Origin of the sequence: Streptomyces sp. ISL-12 (assembly GCF_018614415.1) — a bacterium.
In the GTDB taxonomy this organism is placed as follows: domain Bacteria; phylum Actinomycetota; class Actinomycetes; order Streptomycetales; family Streptomycetaceae; genus Streptomyces.
In genome coordinates, this window is record NZ_JAGGOO010000078.1 from 134383 (window position 1) to 152397 (window position 18015).

An 18015-nucleotide genomic window follows, 5' to 3' on the forward strand; every position below is an offset into this window, starting at 1 on the left:
CGTCGGGTCTGGGCATCACATGCTCGAACGGTACGTTTCTGCATTCCCCGGCGGCCCTCCCGAACTCCCCTCCTCCCCACCGCACTTACGGCGCGCGACGGCCCCCCGGGGCCGGTGCTGAAACGTCACCTTGGGGAGACGGGGCCCGGAACCGAAAAACAGAGGGGGACCCGGTCGGACAACGATCGGCCCGGAGCGAAGGGGCCGAGGGAGCGGAGGACGCGGTGCAAGAGCCCGTCGGTTCGTACGTCGTGGACACCCGGAACGGAAGGGTGGGGATCGTCATGGGGCACGAGGGACCGTACGTCCAGCTCCGGCCGTGCGGCGGCGGGCGGGAGTGGGACGCCGAACCGGGCGCGGTGCGCCGGGCGACGCCCGCCGAGCGGATCGGCGCGGGGACGGCGTACGTCAACGCCCGCAGCCGGGGCGAGGTGCCCTGAGGCGTGGGTGACAATGGGTGCCATGAGTCTGTTCCGCGACGACGGCATCGTGCTGCGCACCCAGAAGCTGGGTGAGGCGGACCGGATCATCACCCTGCTCACCCGCGGTCACGGCCGGGTGCGCGCCGTGGCCCGCGGCGTGCGGCGCACGAAGAGCAAGTTCGGCGCCCGGCTCGAACCCTTCTCCCACGTCGACGTGCAGTTCTTCGCGCGCGGCAGCGAACTGGTCGGCCGCGGACTGCCGCTGTGCACGCAGAGCGAGACCATCGCGCCGTACGGTGGCGGCATCGTCACCGACTACGCCCGGTACACCGCCGGGACGGCCATGCTGGAGACCGCCGAGCGGTTCACCGACCACGAAGGGGAGCCGGCCGTGCAGCAGTACCTGCTGCTGGTCGGCGCGCTGCGCACCCTCGCCCGGGGCGAGCACGCGCCGGGCCTGGTCCTGGACGCGTTCCTGCTGCGCTCCCTCGCGGTCAACGGGTACGCCCCGACCTTCGGGGACTGCGCGAAGTGCGGGATGCCGGGCCCGAACCGGTTCTTCTCGGTCGGATCGGGCGGTTCCGTCTGCGCCGACTGCCGGGTGCCCGGCAGCGTCGTACCCTCGCCCCAGGCCCTGGAACTGCTCGGCGCGCTGCTTGCGGGAGACTGGGGCACGGCGGACGCGGCCGAGCCGCGGCACGTCCGGGAGGGCAGCGGACTGGTCTCCGCCTACCTGCACTGGCATCTGGAGCGGGGACTGCGCTCCCTGCGGTACGTCGAGAAGTAGGAGAACCTGACATGGCCGTACGCGGGATTCTGGGGCGTCAGCGCCGGGAGTACCGGACACCCGAGCCGCACCCGTCCGGCGCCCGGCCGCCGAAGCTCCCCGGGGAGCTGGTCCCGGAGCACGTGGCCATCGTCATGGACGGCAACGGCCGCTGGGCCAAGCAGCGCGGGCTGCCCCGCACCGAGGGCCACAAGGTCGGTGCCGAGCAGGTCATGGACGTGCTCCAGGGGGCCATCGAGATGGGCGTCGGGAGCATCTCCCTGTACGCCTTCTCCACCGAGAACTGGAAGCGCTCGCCCGACGAGGTGCGCTTCCTGATGAACTTCAACCGCGACTTCATCCGAAAGTCCCGCGACACCCTCGACGGGCTGGGCGTGCGGGTGCGCTGGGTGGGCCGGATGCCCAAGCTGTGGAAGTCGGTCGCCAAGGAGCTCCAGATCGCCCAGGAGCAGACCAAGGACAACGACCGGCTCACGCTCTACTTCTGCATGAACTACGGCGGCCGGGCCGAGATCGCCGACGCGGCGCAGGCCATCGCCGAGGAGGTGCGGGCCGGGCGGCTCGACCCGTCCAAGGTCACCGAGAAGACGGTCGCGAAGTACCTGTACTACCCGGACATGCCGGACGTCGACCTGTTCCTGCGGCCCAGCGGCGAGCAGCGCACCTCCAACTACCTGTTGTGGCAGAGCGCGTACGCGGAGATGGTCTTCCAGGACGTGCTGTGGCCGGACTTCGACCGCCGTGATCTGTGGCGCGCGTGCCTGGAGTTCGCCTCCCGGGACCGGCGCTTCGGCGGGGCGATCCCCAACGAGGAACTGCTCGCCATGGAGGGCCGTCAGCAGGGCTGATCTTCTTCGCCTACGCTTCCGCCTCATGGACATGGACATGGACATGGGGCGGGAGACGGGCGCGGACGCCGTGGAGCTGGCGTACCGGCCGGAGTTCGGGGACTTCACGGCGGCGCTGCGGGCGCGAAGACGGATCCGCAAGGGCGCGCGGCTGCAACGGGTGCTGCTCGCCGTCGCCGCCGTCTGCGCGGTCGTGGGGATCGCCGTCAGCGCGGCGACGGGGGAGTTCGACCTGTTCCCCGTGATCTGGATCGTCCTGGTCGTCGTGCTGGTGCTCCTGCTGCCGTGGCTCCAGGCCCGCCAGTTCCTCGCCCTGGCGGCGCGGTTCGGCGACCACCGGGCGACGGTGACGGAGTCCGGGCTGACGGTGACGAACGACGCCACCTCGACGACGGTCACCTGGGCGGCGCAGCCGCGCTACCGCGAGACCCCCGAGCTGTTCGTCCTGTTCAGCGACGACAGGAACATCTCCTGCTTCACCGTGCTGCCCAAGCGCGGCCTCGGGGACGGCGCCGACGCCGACCGGCTGCGCGCGGTCCTGGACCGGCACCTGGCCCGCGTGTGACGGACGGGCCGGGGGTCAGCCCGCGCAGTCCGCGCACGTACCGAAGATCTCCACGGTGTGCGCCACGTTGACGTAGCCGTGCTCGGCGGCGATGGCCTCCGCCCACTTCTCCACGGCGGGCCCCTCCACCTCGACGGCCTTGCCGCAGGTGCGGCAGACCAGGTGGTGATGGTGGTCGTCGCTGGAGCAGCGGCGGTAGACGGACTCGCCGTCGGCGGTGCGCAGGACGTCGACCTCGCCGGCGTCGGCGAGGGACTGCAGGGTGCGGTAGACGGTGGTGAGGCCGACCGAGTCGCCCTTGTGCTTGAGCATGTCGTGCAGTTCCTGCGCGCTGCGGAACTCCTCGACCTCCTGCAGGGCCGCCGACACGGCGGCGCGCTGCCGGGTGGCACGGCCCTTCACGGGTGGTCCTGCGGTGGTCACCGGTGGCCTCCTCACGTCTGCGCTGCCGGGGCCATTGTGCCAGCCCCCGCTGCCGTCGGTCGGACGCCGATCGGATGCCGGGCAGCTGCCGGTCATACGCTCACCTCGTCGCCCGCCTCCCGCCCGGCCGGGATCCGGCACTCGGCGGGGTCGGCGGCGGCCCGCGCGGCGGCGGACGCCCGCGCGCGCCGCCGGGCCAGCGGGGCGGCCAGCACGGTCAGCACGATGAACGCGCCGAGGGCGAGCAGCACGATCGTCGCGCCGGGCGGCACGTCCTGGTAGTACGAGGTGACCGTGCCGCCGAGGGTCGCCGCGACGCCGATCGCCACGGAGATCGCGAAGGTGGCGGCGAAGCTGCGGCTGAGCTGCTGGGCGGCGGCCACCGGGACCACCATCAGCGCGGAGACCAGCAGCAGGCCGACCACGCGCATGGCGACGGTCACGGTGACGGCGGCGGTGACGGCGGTCAGCAGGTTCAGCGCGCGCACCGGCAGCCCGGTGACCCGCGCGAACTCCTCGTCCTGGCTGACCGCGAAGAGCTGGCGGCGCAGGCCCAGGGTGACCAGCACCACGAAGGCGGCCAGCAGGCAGATCGCGGTGACGTCCGACTCGCTCACCGTCGACAGCGAGCCGAAGAGGTACGAGGTGAGGTTGGCGTTGGAGCCGCCCGGGGCGAGGTTGATGAACATCACGCCGCCGGCCATGCCGCCGTAGAAGAGCATGGCGAGGGCGATGTCGCCGCGGGTGCGGCCGTACCAGCGGATCAGCTCCATCAGTACGGCGCCCAGCACGGAGACCAGGGTCGCCATCCACACCGGGGACCAGGAGAGCAGGAAGCCGAGGCCGACGCCGGTCATCGCGACGTGGCCGATGCCGTCGCCCATCAGGGCCTGGCGGCGCTGGGCGAGGTAGATGCCGATCGCGGGGGCGGTGACGCCGACCAGGACGGCGGCGAGCAGGGCCCGCTGCATGAAGGCGTAGTTCAGGATTTCCATGGCGGTCAGCTCAGCAGTCCGGTGCGGATCGGTTCGGCGCCCGAGGTGTCGTGCGGGTGGACGTGGTCGTGGCCGGGCAGGGCGTGCTGGCCGACCGCCTTGGGGGGCGGGCCGTCGTGCAGGACGCAGCCGTCGCGCAGGACGACGGCCCGGTCGATCAGGGGCTCCAGGGGGCCCAGCTCGTGCAGGACGAGCAGGACGGTCGTACCGGCGGCGGTCTGCTCGCGCAGGGTCTGGGCGAGCACCTCCTGGCTGGCCAGGTCGACGCCGGCCATCGGCTCGTCCATGATCAGCAGCTCGGGGTCGGAGGCGAGCGCGCGGGCGATCAGGACGCGCTGGTGCTGGCCGCCGGAGAGGGCGTTCACCGAGTCCTTGGCGCGGTCGGCCATGCCGACCAGCTCCAGGGCGCGGCGTACGGCCTGGTGGTCGGCCTTGCGGAGGATGCCGAAGCGGGCCCGGGAGAGCCGGCCGGAGGAGACGACCTCGGTCACCGTGGCGGGCACGCCGCCGGCGGCCGTGGTGCGCTGCGGGACGTAGCCCACCCGCGCCCAGGCGCGGAACCGGCGCAGCGGGGTGCCGAACAGCTCGACCTCCCCGGCCGTCGCCGGCACCTGGCCGATGGCGGTGCGCACGGCGGTGGACTTGCCGGAGCCGTTGGCGCCGAGCAGCGCGACGACCTCACCGTGGCGCACGGTGAGGTCGATGCCCCGCAGGACGAGGCGCGAGCCCAGTTCGGCGCGGACGCCGCGCAGGGATATGACGGGCTCGTCGCTCACGAGGTCCTCCGTACGGTCAGAAACGGTCACTTGGCGCCGAGGGCGGTCTTCAGCGCTTCGAGGTTGGACTGCATGACCTCGATGTAGTCCTCGCCCTCGGACTTGTCGGTGATGCCTTCGAGCGGGTCGAGGACATCGGTCTTCAGGCCCGCGTCCTTGGCGAGGGTCTTCGCGGTCTTGTCCGACACCAGTGTCTCGTAGAACACGGTGGTCACGCCGTCGGCCTTGGCCTCGGTCTGGAGCTCCTTGATCCGGGCGGGGCTGGGCTCGCTCTCCGGGTCGAGGCCGGTGATGGCCTCCTGGGTCAGGCCGTAGCGCTCGGCGAGGTAGCCGAAGGCGGCGTGGTTGGTGAAGAAGACCTTGGTGTCGGTGTTCTTCAGACCGTTCTCGTACGCCGTGTTCAGACCGTCGAGCTTGGTCGTCAGCGTTTCGGCGTTCTTCTTGTAGTCGGCGGCGTTGTCCGGGTCGGCCTTCTCCAGGGCCGTGGCGACGCCCTCGGCGATCTCGGCGTACTTGACCGGGTCCAGCCAGACGTGCGGGTCGAGGGTGGACTCCGACCCCTCTTCCCCGGACTCGGCGTGCTCCTCCTCGCCGCCGTGGTCGTGCTCGACGTCGCCGTGGTTCTCCAGCTCGGTCAGCGCGGCCGCGTCGATCTTGGTCTTGACGCCGGACTGGGCGACCGCCTCGTCCACGGCGGGCTGCAGCGACTTCAGGTAGAGCACCGCGTCCGCCTCGCCCAGCTCGGCGGTCTGCTTGGTGCTCAGCTCCAGGTCGTGCGGCTCCTGGCCGGGCTCGGTGAGGGTGGTGACGTTCACGTGGTCCCCGCCGATCTGCTCGGCGAGGTACTGCATCGGGTAGAACGACGCGACGACGTCGAGCTTGCCGCCGTCGCCCCCGCCGCTCGCCTCCGCGCTGTCGCTGGAGCAGGCGGAGAGGGTGCCGAGGCCGAGAGCGGTGACCGCTGCGACCGCTATGCCGGATATGGGGCGTCGTCGTACGTTCATGACACTCATTTTCAACAAATCTGGAAACGATTGTCAACAAAGGACGGACCAGGGGCCGATTTGGTCGAGGGCCGGGCAACGCCGGTAACCTGAATCATTCGCTGGAAGCATCTCGCTTCGTCGCCCGTCGTCGTAATGAAGAGAGCACCGTGGCCGCCGACAAGATCGACACCATCGTCAGCCTGAGCAAGCGCCGTGGCTTCGTTTTCCCCTGTAGTGAGATCTACGGCGGCCAGCGTGCCGCCTGGGACTACGGCCCGCTCGGTGTCGAGCTCAAGGAGAACCTCAAGCGCCAGTGGTGGCGCTACATGGTCACGTCGCGCGAGGACGTCGTCGGCATCGACTCGTCCGTGATCCTCGCCCCCGAGGTCTGGGTCGCCTCCGGCCACGTCGCGACCTTCACCGACCCGCTGACCGAGTGCACCGCGTGCCACAAGCGGTTCCGCGCGGACCACCTGGAAGAGGCGTACGAGGAGAAGAAGGGCCGCGCCCCGGAGAACGGCCTCGCCGACGTCAACTGCCCCAACTGCGGCAACAAGGGCCAGTTCACCGAGCCCAAGCAGTTCTCGGGCCTGCTCTCCACCCACCTCGGCCCCACCCAGGACAGCGGCTCCGTCGCCTACCTGCGCCCCGAGACCGCGCAGGGCATCTTCACCAACTTCGGCCAGGTGCAGACCACCTCGCGCCGCAAGCCGCCGTTCGGCATCGCCCAGATGGGCAAGTCCTTCCGCAACGAGATCACGCCCGGCAACTTCATCTTCCGCACCCGCGAGTTCGAGCAGATGGAGATGGAGTTCTTCGTCAAGCCGGGCGAGGACGAGAAGTGGCAGGAGTACTGGATGGAGCAGCGCTGGAACTGGTACACCGGCCTCGGCATGCGCGAGGAGAACATGCGGTGGTACGAGCACCCCAAGGAGAAGCTCTCCCACTACTCCAAGCGCACCGCCGACATCGAGTACCGCTTCCAGTTCGGCGGCAGCGAGTGGGGTGAGCTGGAGGGCGTCGCCAACCGCACCGACTACGACCTCGGCGCCCACTCCAAGGCCTCCGGCCAGGACCTCTCCTACTTCGACCAGGAGGCCGGCGAGCGCTGGACCCCGTACGTCATCGAGCCGGCGGCCGGTGTCGGCCGCGCGATGCTCGCCTTCCTGCTGGACGCCTACATCGAGGACGAGGCGCCCAACGCCAAGGGCAAGCTGGAGAAGCGCACCGTGCTGCGCCTCGACCACCGCCTCGCCCCGGTGAAGGTCGCCGTGCTGCCGCTGTCGCGCAACGCCGACCTGTCCCCGAAGGCCAAGGGCCTCGCCCAGGCGCTCCGCCAGAACTGGAACATCGACTTCGACGACGCCGGCGCCATCGGCCGCCGCTACCGCCGCCAGGACGAGATCGGCACGCCGTACTGCGTGACGGTCGACTTCGACACGCTGGAGGACAACGCGGTGACGGTCCGCGAGCGTGACTCCATGAAGCAGGAGCGGGTGTCGCTGGACCAGATCGAGGGGTACCTGGCGAGCCGCCTCGTCGGCTGCTGAGGGTCTCCGCCTCCCGTGAACGCCGGATGAGCCGAAGGTGCGGCTCATCCGGCGTTCGGCTGTCGTGACCACGGCCTGGCGGCCTCCCGTGTAACGGATAGTGGCTGACAGATATTGAAATCTGTCAGCTGTCATGTCAGAGTGGACGCATGACGATGTCAACGCGCTCTCTCGGAACCACCGGCCCCCAGGTCTCCGCCCTCGGCCTCGGCTGTATGGGCATGTCCGCGCTCTACGGGGAAGCGGACCGGGGGGAGTCGGTCGCCACCATTCACGCCGCCCTCGATGCCGGGGTCACGCTGCTCGACACCGGTGACTTCTACGGCATGGGGCACAACGAGATGCTGATCGGCGAGGCCCTGCGCACCGCGCCGGCCGGCCTGCGGGAGCGGGCGCTGGTCAGTGTGAAGTTCGGTGCGCTGCGGGACCCGGACGGCGGCTGGGCGGGGTACGACGGGCGGCCCGCCGCCGTGCGGAACTTCGCCGCCTACTCGCTCCAGCGCCTGGGCGTCGACCACATCGACGTCTACCGCATCGCCCGCCTCGACCCCGACGTGCCGATCGAGGAGACGGTCGGCGCCATCGCGGAGCTGGTCGAGAAGGGGTACGTGCGGCACATCGGCCTCAGCGAGGTCGGGGCCGGGACCGTCCGGCGGGCCGCCGCCACCGCGCCCATCAGCGACCTGCAGATCGAGTACTCGCTCATCTCGCGCGGCATCGAGGAGGAGATCCTCCCCGCCGTGCGGGAGCTGGGGATCGGTGTCACGGCGTACGGCGTGCTCTCGCGCGGGCTGATCTCCGGGCACTTCACCCCCGACCGGCAGCTCGCGGCCACCGACTTCCGCGCCCACTCCCCGCGCTTCCAGGGCGACAACCTCCAGCACAACCTGGGCCTCGTCGAGGCCCTGCGGAAGATCGCCGAGGGCAAGGGCGTGAGCGTCGCGCAGGTCGCCATCGCGTGGGTGCTGTCGCGCGGTACGGACATCGTGCCGCTGGTCGGCGCCCGTACCCGGGAGCGGCTCGGGGAGGCGCTGGGCGCGCTGGACGTGACGCTGGACGCCGCCGACCTCGCCGCGATCGAGGAGGCCGTGCCGCCCGGTGCCGCCGCCGGCGAGCGCTACCCGGCGGCCCAGATGGCCCACGTCGAGCGCTGACCCGCGCCGGGTACGGTCTAGGACATGGCACCGACCTCCGAGACCCTGACCGCCGAGCGCATCCTCGAAGCCACCGAGGAGGTGCTGCGCCGCCACGGCCCGGCCAAGGCCACCGTGGTGGACGTGGCCCGCGCGCTCGGCGTCAGCCACGGCAGCGTCTACCGGCACTTCCGGACCAAGGCGGCGCTGCGCGAGGCGGTCACCAAGCGGTGGCTGGACCGTACCTCCGAGGCACTGGCCGGGATCGCCGCCGCCGACCGCGACCCGGAGGCCCGGCTGCGGGACTGGACACGGGCCCTGTTCGAGGCCAAGCGCCGCAAGGCGGGCGACGATCCCGAGCTGTTCGCCACGTACTCGGTCCTGGTCGGGGAGAACGGCACGGTGGTCGGGGAGCACCTCGACGACCTGACCGCCCAGTTGACCCGGATCGTGCGGCTCGGCACGGAAGCGGGCGCCTTCGCCGCCGGTGATCCGGAGACCGCCGCCCGGGCGTTCTTCCAGGCCACCGCCCGCTTCCACGACCCCTGCCACGCGGACCAGTGGCGGCGGCCGGAGATCGACGAGGAGTTCGAGGCCGTGGTGGGGCTGCTGGTGCGGGGGCTGCGGGCCTGACCCGGGGGCCGGACGGCAGGACCGCCGGCCGACGACGTCACCCGGCGGCTGGAGGCGCTGCACGCGCTCGCACTGGAAAGGCGCCCCGTGGCACAGGAGTGACCCGCTATCACGTGGATGACCGTCCGAAGTGCGGGAACCCGGCGCATACCGGAAGGTGATGTTGCCAAGGGCGAGCACGCGCGTGGAGGACGGTCATGGCTGAGCAGAAGTCGGCGACACGCGGGCTCCCGGGGCCGCTCGGTGCCGCCGTCACGGTGCTGGAGCGGGTGCCGGGTGCCGGAACCGTCGGCAGGGTGGCCGGCGGGGTCCTGGACCGGGTGCCGGGTGCCGGAACCGTCGGCAAGATGGCGGGCGGCGTGCTGGACCGGATCGGCGCGGTGTCGCCCCGCGGGCGGCGGCTGGCGGTGTACACCGGCGCCGGGGTGGCGGGCGTCGCCGGTCTCGTGGAGTGGCCCGTCGCGCTCACCGGAGCGGCGGTCGCCTGGCTGACGCAGCCTCGGCGGCGGGAGCCGGCGGAGGGGGATGCGGCTGCGGATGCGGATGCCGCTGCGGCTTCGGGTGCGGTGAAGGGCCCGGGTACGGGTGCGAGCAAGGGCGCGGCTGGGGCTGTTGCTACGGCTGTGAGCGCCGGGGGTGGTGAGGCGGTCCGGGGCGGTACGTCGAGGACCGCCGCCGCGGCCGGGACGGCGGCCGGAGCCCGTAAGGCGGCGGCCGGGGTCCGCAAGACGGCGGCCCGGTCCGCCACGACGGCGGCTGGGGCCGGGAAGACGGGTGCCGGGGCTCGCAAGACCGCGGGGGCGGCCAGGACGGCCGCCGCGAGCCCGGCTGCGCGGACGACGGGCACCGCCGGGTCCAAGGCGGCGACCGCGGGGGCGGCTGTGGCGGCTCGTAAGTCGGCTGCCGCCGCGACGAAGAAGACTGCTCCCGCCGCGGCCAAGAAGTCGGCTGCTGCCGCGACGAAGCAGATGGCCGCCGCCGCGGCCAAGAAGTCGGCCGTCGCCACGGGGAGGAAGACAGCCACCGGCACGGGGACGAAGACAGCCGCCGGCGCGGTGAAGCAGACCGCCGCCGCCAAGGAGACGGCGACCGCCCGCGCCAAGCCGGCCACGGCCACCACCCGCGCCACCCCCGCCGCGACCACCGACACCGGCATGACCAGCGGCGTGCGGGCGAAGAACACGGCCGTGGCCAAGGGCGCCGGTGCCGTGGCCCGGAGCGGGGCGGCGACGAGGAGCGGCTCGACGGCGACCACCCGCGCCGCCACCGCCCGGAAATCCGCACAGAAGAAGACCGCCAAGACCGCCCGGTCGGGCAAGTCGGGCAAGGCGGCCGGAACGAGCCGGAAGGCAGGCTGAGGGGGCGTTGGTGATGGGGGCTGGACTTCTGAACCGTACGTCCGGAGCCGCGGCCGGGTTCGTCCTCGCCGGACCCCGGCTGCTCGCGCGCGGTGCCGCGCCCGCGGCCGGCCTCGCGGCCGGTGCCGTGGCGGGCGGCGCGCGGGCCGGCGTACGGACCGCGGACTTCGCGGCGCGGGCGGCCAGGGTCGCCCGCGCAGCGCTGCCGGGCGGCACCGGCGACTGGCGGGCCGGCACCCGCGCCCACCTCGCGCTGCGGCCTGCCGAAGAGGGGAAGGTGCGGCGGGCGGGCGGCGTCGCGGGAGCGGCCCGGCGGGTGGCGGCGGCGCTGGCCGACCACCCGGACGTGGCGCTCGCCTACTGGGACGAGGGGCTGGCCCGCCTGGTGGTGACCGCCACCGAGGAGGCGCTGACCGACCGGGTGGTGGACCGGGCCACCGACCTCGCCGAGGAGCACGGGCTGACCCGCGCCGAAGCCGCCGAACCCGTCGAAGAACTGTCCCACCCCGGCGACCCCACCTCCGTGCGGGTCGCCGCGGCGGCCCTCGGCGCCGACGCGCTCGGCGTCGCCGCCGGGCTGACCGCCTCCGCGCTGCGGCTGCCGCCCTCGCCCCGGCTGGTGACGGCCGTGGCCACCCTGCTGCGCGAGAACCCCGCCTTCCGGTCCTGGCTGCGCGGCCGGCTCGGCACCGCCCGGATGGACGTGGCGCTGGCCGTCGTCAACGCCGCCGTGCAGGGCGCGGGCCAGAGCCCGGCCTCGCTGATCCTCGACGGGGCGCTGCGCGCCTGCCAGTTGGCGGAGGCGGTGGCCCGGACGGCCACGTTCGAGGTCGTGCACGACCGGCTGTGCGCCCCCGAGCGGGGCGGTCTGCCCGGCGACCCGGCGCTGCGCCCGCCGCTGCGTTCCTCGCCCGCCCTCACCTACGCCGCCCACGCCTCCACCGGCAGTGTGGCGGGCGCGCTGGCCACCCTGCTGGTCAAGCACGACCTGAACGAGGCGGCCGAGGCGGTGCTGGCGGGTTCGCCGAAGGCCGCCCGGTACGGGCCCGCCGCCTTCCACGCCGTCCTCAGCGGCGCGCTGTCCCGGGCCGGTGTGCTGGTCCGCGACCCCGAGCGGCTGCGGCAGCTGGAGATGGCCGGCACGGTCGTGCTGCACCCGAGCGCGCTGCGGCGGCCGGGCGAGGGCGCGGACCCCTGGACCGAGGACGTCCTGGACGCGGCCCGCCGCGCCGGACTGCGCGTGGTGATGGTGGAGGACCCGGCGCTGGCCGACTTCACCGGCCTCGCCGACCAGGTCGTCGGCGCCGGCCGGCCGCTGCGGGAGGTGGTGGACGCCCTGCGCGAGGAGGACGGCGGCGTCATCACCGTCGTACGGCCCGGTCCCGACGCCGGTGGCCCGCTGCTCGCCGGGCTGCTCGGCGGGGACGTGGCCGTGGCCCTCGCCGACGGGGACGGTCCGGTCGCCTGGGGCGCGGACGTACTGGCCCCGCACGGCCTCGCCGATGTGTGGCGGCTGCTGCGGGCGGTGCCGGCGGCCCGCGGGGTCGGCCGGCGTTCGCAGGTGCTGGCCCGGTCCGGGGCCGCGCTGTCGGGGCTGCTGGTGGCGGTCGGGGAGGCCCGTAAGGAACGCGGTTCGCCGCTGTTGCCGGGGCTGCGGCACGCCCCCGTCGACGCGAGCGCGCTGGCCGCCCTGGTGTCCGGGGCGCGCGCCGCGCTCACCGTGGCGGCGGCCCGCGCGCCCCGCCCCCGGCCCCGGGTGGCCTGGCACGAACTGGACCCCGACGACGTACGGGAGAGGCTGGCCGGGCAGCGGGAGCCGGAGCCGTCGGCCGCCGAGCAACTGACCGCCCGGCTGCGGGCGGTGTCCCGGAAGGCGGCCCGGACGCCCGTGCTCAAGCCGGTCGTCTGGACGGCGCAGCTGGCCGGTGCGGTACGGGGCGAGCTGGACGATCCGCTCACCCCGGTCCTCGCGGTCGGCTCGGCCGCCGAGGCGATCCTCGGCTCCGTGATGGACGCCGCGCTGGTCGTCGGCGCCCTCGATCTCAACGCGCTGGTCGGCGGGTTGCAGCGGCTGCGCGCCGAACGGGCGCTGGCCGGGCTCCTCGCCCAGCAGAAGCAGAAGGCCCGGGTGAGCACTCAGGACGACGGCGCCGAGGAGCGGCCGGACCGGGTCGTGGACGCCGCCAAGCTCCGCCCGGGGGACGTCATCGCCCTGAACACCGACGACGTGGTGCCCGCCGACGCCCGGCTGCTGTGGGAGGACGGTCTGGAGGTCGACGAGTCGGCGCTGACCGGGGAGTCGCTGCCGGTGGACAAGTGCCTGGACCCGACGCCGCACGTGCCCGTCGCCGAGCGGCACTGCATGGTCTTCGAGGGCACCACCGTGGTCGCCGGGCGGGCCCGCGCCGTCGTCGTGGACACGGGGGAGCGTACGGAGGCAGCCCGCGCCGTGTCGCTGGCCTCCCGCACCCCGGCCGCCGCCGGCGTACAGGCCCGGCTCCAGGAGCTGACCGGCAAGGCGCTGCCGCTCACCCTGGCCGGCGGTGCCGCGGTGACCGGGCTGTCGCTGCTGCGCGGCACGCCGATCCGGCAGGCGGTCAGCGGCGGGGTGTCGGTGGCGGTGGCCGCCGTGCCGGAGGGGCTGCCGCTGGTGGCGACGGTCGCGCAGCTCGCGGCGGCCCGGCGCCTCGGGCGGCGCGGCGTGCTGGTGCGCACCCCGCGCACACTGGAGGCGCTGGGCCGGATGGACACCGTCTGCTTCGACAAGACCGGCACGCTCACCGAGAACCGGCTGCGGCTGATCCGCGTCACGGACGAGAGCGGCACGGTGCACCGGGCCTCCGCGCAGGAGGCGGCCGAGACGGTACGGGTCGCCGCCCGCGCCTGTCCCCGGCTGGACGGGGACGGCACCCGGCCCACCCACGCCACCGACGAGGCGGTCCTCGACGCCGCCGGGGACGACCCCGAGTGGGAGCAGATCGAGGGGCTGCCCTTCGAGACCTCGCGCGGTTACGCCGCCGCCGTCGGCCGCGCCGGGGACGGCACCCCGGTCCTGGTCGTCAAGGGCGCCCCCGAGACGGTGCTCCCGGCCTGCCCCCGCCTCCCCGACCACGCGCACGACGGCGCCCACGACCTGGCCGCCGCCGGACTGCGCGTCCTGGCGGTCGCCCACCGCCCGCTGACCGGCGGTGAGGACCCGGCCGAGCTGCTCGAACGCCCCCTGGACGAGCTGGACCTGCGCTTCACCGGGCTGCTCGGCCTGTCCGACGTGGCCCGCGAGACGTCCCCGGCGCTGGTGCGGGGGCTGCGCGAGGCGGGCGTACGGCCCGTGGTGCTGACCGGCGACCATCCGCAGACCGCCCGCGCCATCGCCGCCGAGCTGGGCTGGCCCGAGGACGCGGTCGTCGTCACCGGCGACGAACTCGCCGCCGCCGACCGCCGGGGCCGCTCCCGGATGCTGCGCGACGCCGATGTGGTGGCCCGCGTAGCGCCCGAGCAGAAACTCCAGGTCGTCGAGTCGCTGCGGGACGCCGGGCGGGTCGTCGGCATGGTCGGCGACGGCGCCAACGACGCCGCCGCGATCCGCGCCGCCGACATCGGCGTCGGCATCAACGCCCGCGGCTCGGCCGCCGCCCGCAACGCCGCCGACCTGGTCGTCACCGGCGACGACCTGCTGGTCCTGGTGGAGGCGGTGCGCGAGGGCCGCGCCCTGTGGCACAGCGTCGCGGACGCCATCGCCATCCTCATCGGCGGCAACGCCGGCGAGGTCGGCTTCGGCATCCTCGGCACGGTCCTCGGCGGCTCCGCGCCCCTGTCGACCCGGCAGATGCTGCTGGTGAATCTCTTCACCGACCTGTTCCCGGCGATGGCCGTGGCGGTGACCGAGACCGGCGACCCGGAACAGGAGGACGCGGACGCGGGCGCCCCGCTGGGTACGGCCGTCCTGGGCGAACCCCTGATCCGGCAGATCCGGCACCGGGCGCTGACCACGGCGCTGGGCGCGACGATCGCCTGGCTGTTCGGCCGGTTCACGCCGGGCACGCGCCGCCGGTCGACGACGATGGCGCTGTGCGCGGTGGTCGGCACCCAGCTCGCCCAGACCCTCGCCGACCGGCGCGGCAGCCGCCTGGTGCAGCTGACCTCGCTGGGTTCCGCCGCCGCGCTGGTCGCCCTGGTGCAGACGCCGGGCGCCAGCAACCTCTTCGGCTGCACCCCGCTCGGTCCGCTGGCCTGGGCCGGCGTGGCCCTCGCCATCACCGCCGCGCTGGCCGGGCAGCGGGCCCTGCCGCACGTGGAGGAGGCGGTGGCGCGGGTGTGGCCGAAGGTGGCGGAGCGGCTGCCGGAGTTCGCCCGCTGACGGTGCCCTATGTCAGGTCGGCGAGGTCCTCCTCGGTGAGGGTGATCCCGCCGGCCGCGACGTTCTCCTCCAGGTGGGAGACGGACCCCGTGCCGGGGATGGCCAGCGTGACGGGGGAGGAGGCCAGCAGCCAGGCCAGCGCGATCTGCGGGACCGTGGCCCCGTGGCGGCCGGCGACCTCGGCCAGCCGGTCACCGACGGCGAGGTCGTCGTGGCCGCCGCCGAGGGGGAAGTACGGCACGAAGGCGATGCCGGCCTCCTCGCACGCGCGCAGCAGCTCCACGTCGTCCCGCTTGGCGGCGTGGAAGTGGTTCTGGACGGCCGCGACGGGTGCGATGGCGCGGGCCTCGGCGAGGTGGCCGGCGTCGATGTGGCTCAGCCCGAGGTGCCGGATCAGGCCCTCCTCGCGCAGCGCGGCCAGCGCCTCGAAGCGGGCGGCGACGGACTCGCCGCGCGGCGGCGGCGCCATGCCGCCGATCCGCAGATAGACCAGGTCGAGGCGGTCCAGCCCGAGGGTCTCCAGGTTCTCCTCGACCAGGGCCCGCAGCCCCGCCGGGTCGGTGATCGCCTGCGCCGCTCCGTCCGGGGTGCGCACCGGCCCGACCTTGGCCGCGATGACCAGACCGGCCGGGTAGGGGTGGAGAGCCTCGCGGATCAGGTCGTTGGCGCGGACGCTGCCGTCGCCGCTGGTGTAGAAGGCGGCGGTGTCGATGTGGTCGACGCCGAGTTCGACGGCGCGGCGCAGCACGGCACGGCCGGTCTCGGGGTCACGGGCCGGGCCCAGGAAGGAGCTGGTGGGCAGACGCATCGCGCCGAAGCCCATGCGGTTGATCACGAGGTCGCCGCCGAGGCGGAAGTCGTTGCTCATGCGGTCCAGCCTCCGCGGGGCGACCTCCGGAGGCGAGGCGGTGGCCACTTGCTGCCAGGGGGCACTATGGACGGGTGGCAGAAACCATGACCATCCGCGGCGACCTGGAGTTCCTGGCCCGCACCGGGCACCTGTTCTCCTCGGTGCGCGAGGAGTTCGTCTGCGCCGCCCGCGACCTGCGCACCTGGCCGCTCCCCGAGACCCGCCGGGCGGCCCGCGCCCGGGTGCGCGACAGCGGAGTACGGCACGTGCGCAAGCTGATGAGCCCGCTCGCGCTGGCCGACGAATCCGGCCGCGAGCATCTGCGCGCGATGGCCGACGCGGGCGCCCGGGTGCGGATCGCCGCCACCGCGCTGCCGCACGAGGCGATCCTCATCGACCACCGGTACGCGATCCTCGCCGGACCCGCCGCACCGGCCGGTCCCGACAGCCGCGAGTACACGGTGACCAGCGCGCCCGCCGTGGTCGGCGGTGTCTACTCCCTGTTCGAGGCGGTCTGGGAGGCGGCGACCGACCTCGCCACGTTCCTGCGCGCCGAACGGCCCCGCCTCGACGCCGACAGCCGGACGATCCTGCGCGCCCTGGGCTCGGGCGCCACCGACGAGAGCGCCGCCCGCGAACTCGGCATGTCCCTGCGCACCTACCGCCGCCGCGTCGCCGGCCTCCTCACCGCCCTCGACGCGGACTCCCGCTTCCAGGCGGGGCTGCGGGCGGGGGAGCTGGGGCTGAAGGGCTGAAGCGGTAGTGATCAGGGGCTGAAGGGTGGGAGAGACGACAGCGGTCCGGGGGTGCCGCGTCACACCCCCGCCCGAGCCGCCTCACGCGCCTCCGGCTCCGACGCCAGCCGCCGCGCCGCCCGCTCCGCGCTGCCGCGCGCCCACCGCCCCGTCGTCACCCCGCCGAGCACCAGCACCGCCAGACCGCAGGCGGCCAGGATCCACCAGCCGGGCCGGGCGGCGGAGACGAAGGTGTCCGCGTACGACGACCCGCTCACCCCCGCGGCCAGCACCGCGCCGACCACCGCCACGCCGAGGGTCTGGCCCAGCTGGCGGCTGGTGGAGGCGACGGCGGCGGCCACGCCCGCCTGGGCGCGGGGCATGCCGGAGACGGCGGTGTTGGTGATGGGCGCGTTGACGAAGCCGAAGCCGACGCCGAACAGGACGAAGCCGAGGAAGAGGGTGACGTCGGAGGTCTCGGCCTCGAAGGCGGCGAACAGCACCCCGCTCACCGTCATCGCCGCGCCCGCGACCAGCAGCGAAAGGCGCGGCCCCCGGCTGCCCACCAGCCGCCCGGACAGCGGCGCGCACAGGAACATCGGCAACGCCATCGGCAGCATCCACAGCCCGGCGTGCAGCGCGCTGAGCCCCCGTACGTTCTGGAGGTACAGCGTGGACAGGAACAGGAACCCGCCCAGCGACGCGAACGCGCCGATCGCTATGAGCGTCGCCCCGCTGAACGGCGCCGAGCGGAAGAACCGCAGGTCGATCAGGGGCTCGCGGCGGCGCGGCTCGTAGATCAGCAGCCCGGCCAGCGCGACGACGGCGACGCTCGCGTACGGCAGCACGGCCGCGAGCCCGGCGTTCGGCGCCTCGATGATCGCGTACGTCAGGCTGCCGAACAGGGCGATCACCATCACCTGGCCCAGCGGGTCCGGGCGGCGTGCCTTCGGGGCGCGGGACTCGGGGACGTGGCGCAGGGTGAGCAGCAGGGCGGCCAGCCCCACCGGGAGGTTGATCCAGAAGATGGAGCGCCAGCCGACCGACTCCACCAGCACCCCGCCGACCAGGGGACCCGCGGCCATCGAGATGCCGACGACGGCGCCCCACACGCCGATCGCGCGGGCCCGCTCGCGCGGGTCGGTGAAGGTGTTGGTGATGATCGACATGGCGACCGGGTTGAGCATCGAACCGCCCACCGCCTGCACCATCCGGAACACCACCAGCGACGACAGGTCCGGCGCGAGGGAGCACAGCACCGAGCCGACGGTGAAGACCGCCAGGCCCGTCATGAACACCTTCTTGCGGCCGATCCGGTCGGCCGTCGACCCGGCGAGCATCAGCAGCGCGGCGAGGACGAGGGTGTAGGCGTCGACGGCCCACTGGAGGCCGGAGGTACTCGCGTCCAGGTCCCGTTGCAGGGCGGGCAGGGCGACGTTCAGGACCGTGTTGTCAATGCTCACGATGAGCAGGCTCATGCAGCAGATCGCGAGCACGAGCAGACGGCGGCGACGGGTCAGCTCGGGCATGGACTCATCGTACGCCGATATCGATAGTGTGCCTAACTAATTAACTTTGCCATTTCATTACACGGCACA

16 protein-coding genes are annotated in these 18015 nt (G+C 73.7%); 10 read left to right on the forward strand and 6 right to left on the reverse strand.

Annotated elements, in window-relative coordinates:
- The first annotated feature begins 224 nt into the window (after nucleotides 1-224).
- From J7I94_RS22110 to J7I94_RS22125, 4 genes are read left to right on the forward strand one after another with little or no spacing between them, the layout of a single operon-like run.
- Nucleotides 225-440, forward strand: a complete 216-nt coding sequence (locus tag J7I94_RS22110) for a hypothetical protein (protein ID WP_215169162.1) — start codon at nucleotides 225-227, stop codon at nucleotides 438-440.
- A 22-nt stretch (nucleotides 441-462) separates the two neighbouring features.
- Entirely contained in the window at nucleotides 463-1209 is a 747-nt protein-coding gene (gene recO / locus J7I94_RS22115; RefSeq protein WP_215169164.1) for a DNA repair protein RecO, read from the forward strand.
- An 11-nt stretch (nucleotides 1210-1220) separates the two neighbouring features.
- Entirely contained in the window at nucleotides 1221-2057 is an 837-nt protein-coding gene (locus tag J7I94_RS22120; RefSeq protein WP_215169166.1) for an isoprenyl transferase, read from the forward strand.
- A 25-nt stretch (nucleotides 2058-2082) separates the two neighbouring features.
- A complete protein-coding gene (locus J7I94_RS22125) occupies nucleotides 2083-2622 on the forward strand; it encodes a YcxB family protein (protein ID WP_215169168.1) in 540 nt (179 codons plus the stop codon).
- Between the two features lie 15 nt (nucleotides 2623-2637).
- Here J7I94_RS22125 and J7I94_RS22130 read toward each other — a convergent pair whose 3' ends face one another.
- From J7I94_RS22130 to J7I94_RS22145, 4 genes are all read right to left on the reverse strand, one after another.
- Nucleotides 2638-3045: a Fur family transcriptional regulator gene (locus J7I94_RS22130; RefSeq protein ID WP_215169170.1), complete on the reverse strand. Its 408-nt coding sequence runs from the start codon at nucleotides 3043-3045 to the stop codon at nucleotides 2638-2640.
- A gap of 92 nt (nucleotides 3046-3137) precedes the next feature.
- A complete protein-coding gene (locus J7I94_RS22135; protein WP_215169172.1) occupies nucleotides 3138-4040 on the reverse strand; it encodes a metal ABC transporter permease in 903 nt (300 codons plus the stop codon).
- A gap of 5 nt (nucleotides 4041-4045) precedes the next feature.
- On the reverse strand, nucleotides 4046-4816 hold the full coding sequence (locus J7I94_RS22140) for a metal ABC transporter ATP-binding protein (RefSeq protein WP_215169174.1): 771 nt from the start codon (nucleotides 4814-4816) through the stop codon (nucleotides 4046-4048).
- A gap of 26 nt (nucleotides 4817-4842) precedes the next feature.
- Nucleotides 4843-5820 carry a zinc ABC transporter substrate-binding protein gene (locus J7I94_RS22145; protein ID WP_215169175.1) on the reverse strand — a complete coding sequence of 326 codons (978 nt, stop codon included), beginning with the start codon at nucleotides 5818-5820 and terminating at the stop codon, nucleotides 4843-4845.
- Nucleotides 5821-5969: 149 nt separating this feature from the next.
- Here J7I94_RS22145 and J7I94_RS22150 point away from each other — a divergent pair, with 149 nt between their 5' ends.
- From J7I94_RS22150 to J7I94_RS22170, 5 genes are all read left to right on the forward strand, one after another.
- Complete coding sequence (locus J7I94_RS22150; RefSeq protein WP_215169177.1) at nucleotides 5970-7352, forward strand: glycine--tRNA ligase; 1383 nt, start codon at nucleotides 5970-5972, stop codon at nucleotides 7350-7352.
- A 149-nt stretch (nucleotides 7353-7501) separates the two neighbouring features.
- Nucleotides 7502-8506: an aldo/keto reductase gene (locus J7I94_RS22155; protein WP_215169179.1), complete on the forward strand. Its 1005-nt coding sequence runs from the start codon at nucleotides 7502-7504 to the stop codon at nucleotides 8504-8506.
- 24 nt (nucleotides 8507-8530) lie between these two features.
- A complete protein-coding gene (locus tag J7I94_RS22160) occupies nucleotides 8531-9118 on the forward strand; it encodes a TetR family transcriptional regulator (protein ID WP_215169181.1) in 588 nt (195 codons plus the stop codon).
- Nucleotides 9119-9315: 197 nt separating this feature from the next.
- The gene (locus J7I94_RS39565; RefSeq protein ID WP_374198409.1) at nucleotides 9316-10476 is read left to right on the forward strand and encodes a hypothetical protein; all 1161 of its coding nucleotides are present in this window, start codon (nucleotides 9316-9318) and stop codon (nucleotides 10474-10476) included.
- Nucleotides 10477-10489: 13 nt separating this feature from the next.
- Complete coding sequence (locus J7I94_RS22170; protein ID WP_215169183.1) at nucleotides 10490-14833, forward strand: cation-translocating P-type ATPase; 4344 nt, start codon at nucleotides 10490-10492, stop codon at nucleotides 14831-14833.
- Nucleotides 14834-14840: 7 nt separating this feature from the next.
- Here the strand turns inward: J7I94_RS22170 and J7I94_RS22175 are convergent, their stop codons facing one another.
- A complete protein-coding gene (locus J7I94_RS22175) occupies nucleotides 14841-15701 on the reverse strand; it encodes an aldo/keto reductase (RefSeq protein WP_215169185.1) in 861 nt (286 codons plus the stop codon).
- 74 nt (nucleotides 15702-15775) lie between these two features.
- Between J7I94_RS22175 and J7I94_RS22180 the strand changes: the two genes are divergently transcribed.
- Nucleotides 15776-16438 carry a DNA-binding response regulator gene (locus J7I94_RS22180; RefSeq protein ID WP_374198410.1) on the forward strand — a complete coding sequence of 221 codons (663 nt, stop codon included), beginning with the start codon at nucleotides 15776-15778 and terminating at the stop codon, nucleotides 16436-16438.
- Between the two features lie 59 nt (nucleotides 16439-16497).
- Here the strand turns inward: J7I94_RS22180 and J7I94_RS22185 are convergent, their stop codons facing one another.
- Complete coding sequence (locus J7I94_RS22185) at nucleotides 16498-17946, reverse strand: MFS transporter (RefSeq protein ID WP_215169187.1); 1449 nt, start codon at nucleotides 17944-17946, stop codon at nucleotides 16498-16500.
- Nucleotides 17947-18015 lie beyond the last annotated feature (69 nt).

What these genes read in the sequence shown, in the direction of transcription:
- recO (WP_215169164.1), top strand. Translation starts at nt 463, where the DNA reads ATGAGTCTGTTCCGCGACGACGGCATCGTGCTGCGCACCCAGAAGCTG.
- J7I94_RS22120 (WP_215169166.1), top strand. Translation starts at nt 1,221, where the DNA reads ATGGCCGTACGCGGGATTCTGGGGCGTCAGCGCCGGGAGTACCGGACA.
- J7I94_RS22125 (WP_215169168.1), top strand. Translation starts at nt 2,083, where the DNA reads ATGGACATGGACATGGACATGGGGCGGGAGACGGGCGCGGACGCCGTG.
- J7I94_RS22135 (WP_215169172.1), bottom strand. Translation starts at nt 4,040, where the DNA reads ATGGAAATCCTGAACTACGCCTTCATGCAGCGGGCCCTGCTCGCCGCC.
- J7I94_RS22145 (WP_215169175.1), bottom strand. Translation starts at nt 5,820, where the DNA reads ATGAACGTACGACGACGCCCCATATCCGGCATAGCGGTCGCAGCGGTC.
- J7I94_RS22155 (WP_215169179.1), top strand. Translation starts at nt 7,502, where the DNA reads ATGACGATGTCAACGCGCTCTCTCGGAACCACCGGCCCCCAGGTCTCC.
- J7I94_RS22160 (WP_215169181.1), top strand. Translation starts at nt 8,531, where the DNA reads ATGGCACCGACCTCCGAGACCCTGACCGCCGAGCGCATCCTCGAAGCC.
- J7I94_RS39565 (WP_374198409.1), top strand. Translation starts at nt 9,316, where the DNA reads ATGGCTGAGCAGAAGTCGGCGACACGCGGGCTCCCGGGGCCGCTCGGT.
- J7I94_RS22170 (WP_215169183.1), top strand. Translation starts at nt 10,490, where the DNA reads ATGGGGGCTGGACTTCTGAACCGTACGTCCGGAGCCGCGGCCGGGTTC.
- J7I94_RS22175 (WP_215169185.1), bottom strand. Translation starts at nt 15,701, where the DNA reads ATGAGCAACGACTTCCGCCTCGGCGGCGACCTCGTGATCAACCGCATG.
- J7I94_RS22185 (WP_215169187.1), bottom strand. Translation starts at nt 17,946, where the DNA reads ATGCCCGAGCTGACCCGTCGCCGCCGTCTGCTCGTGCTCGCGATCTGC.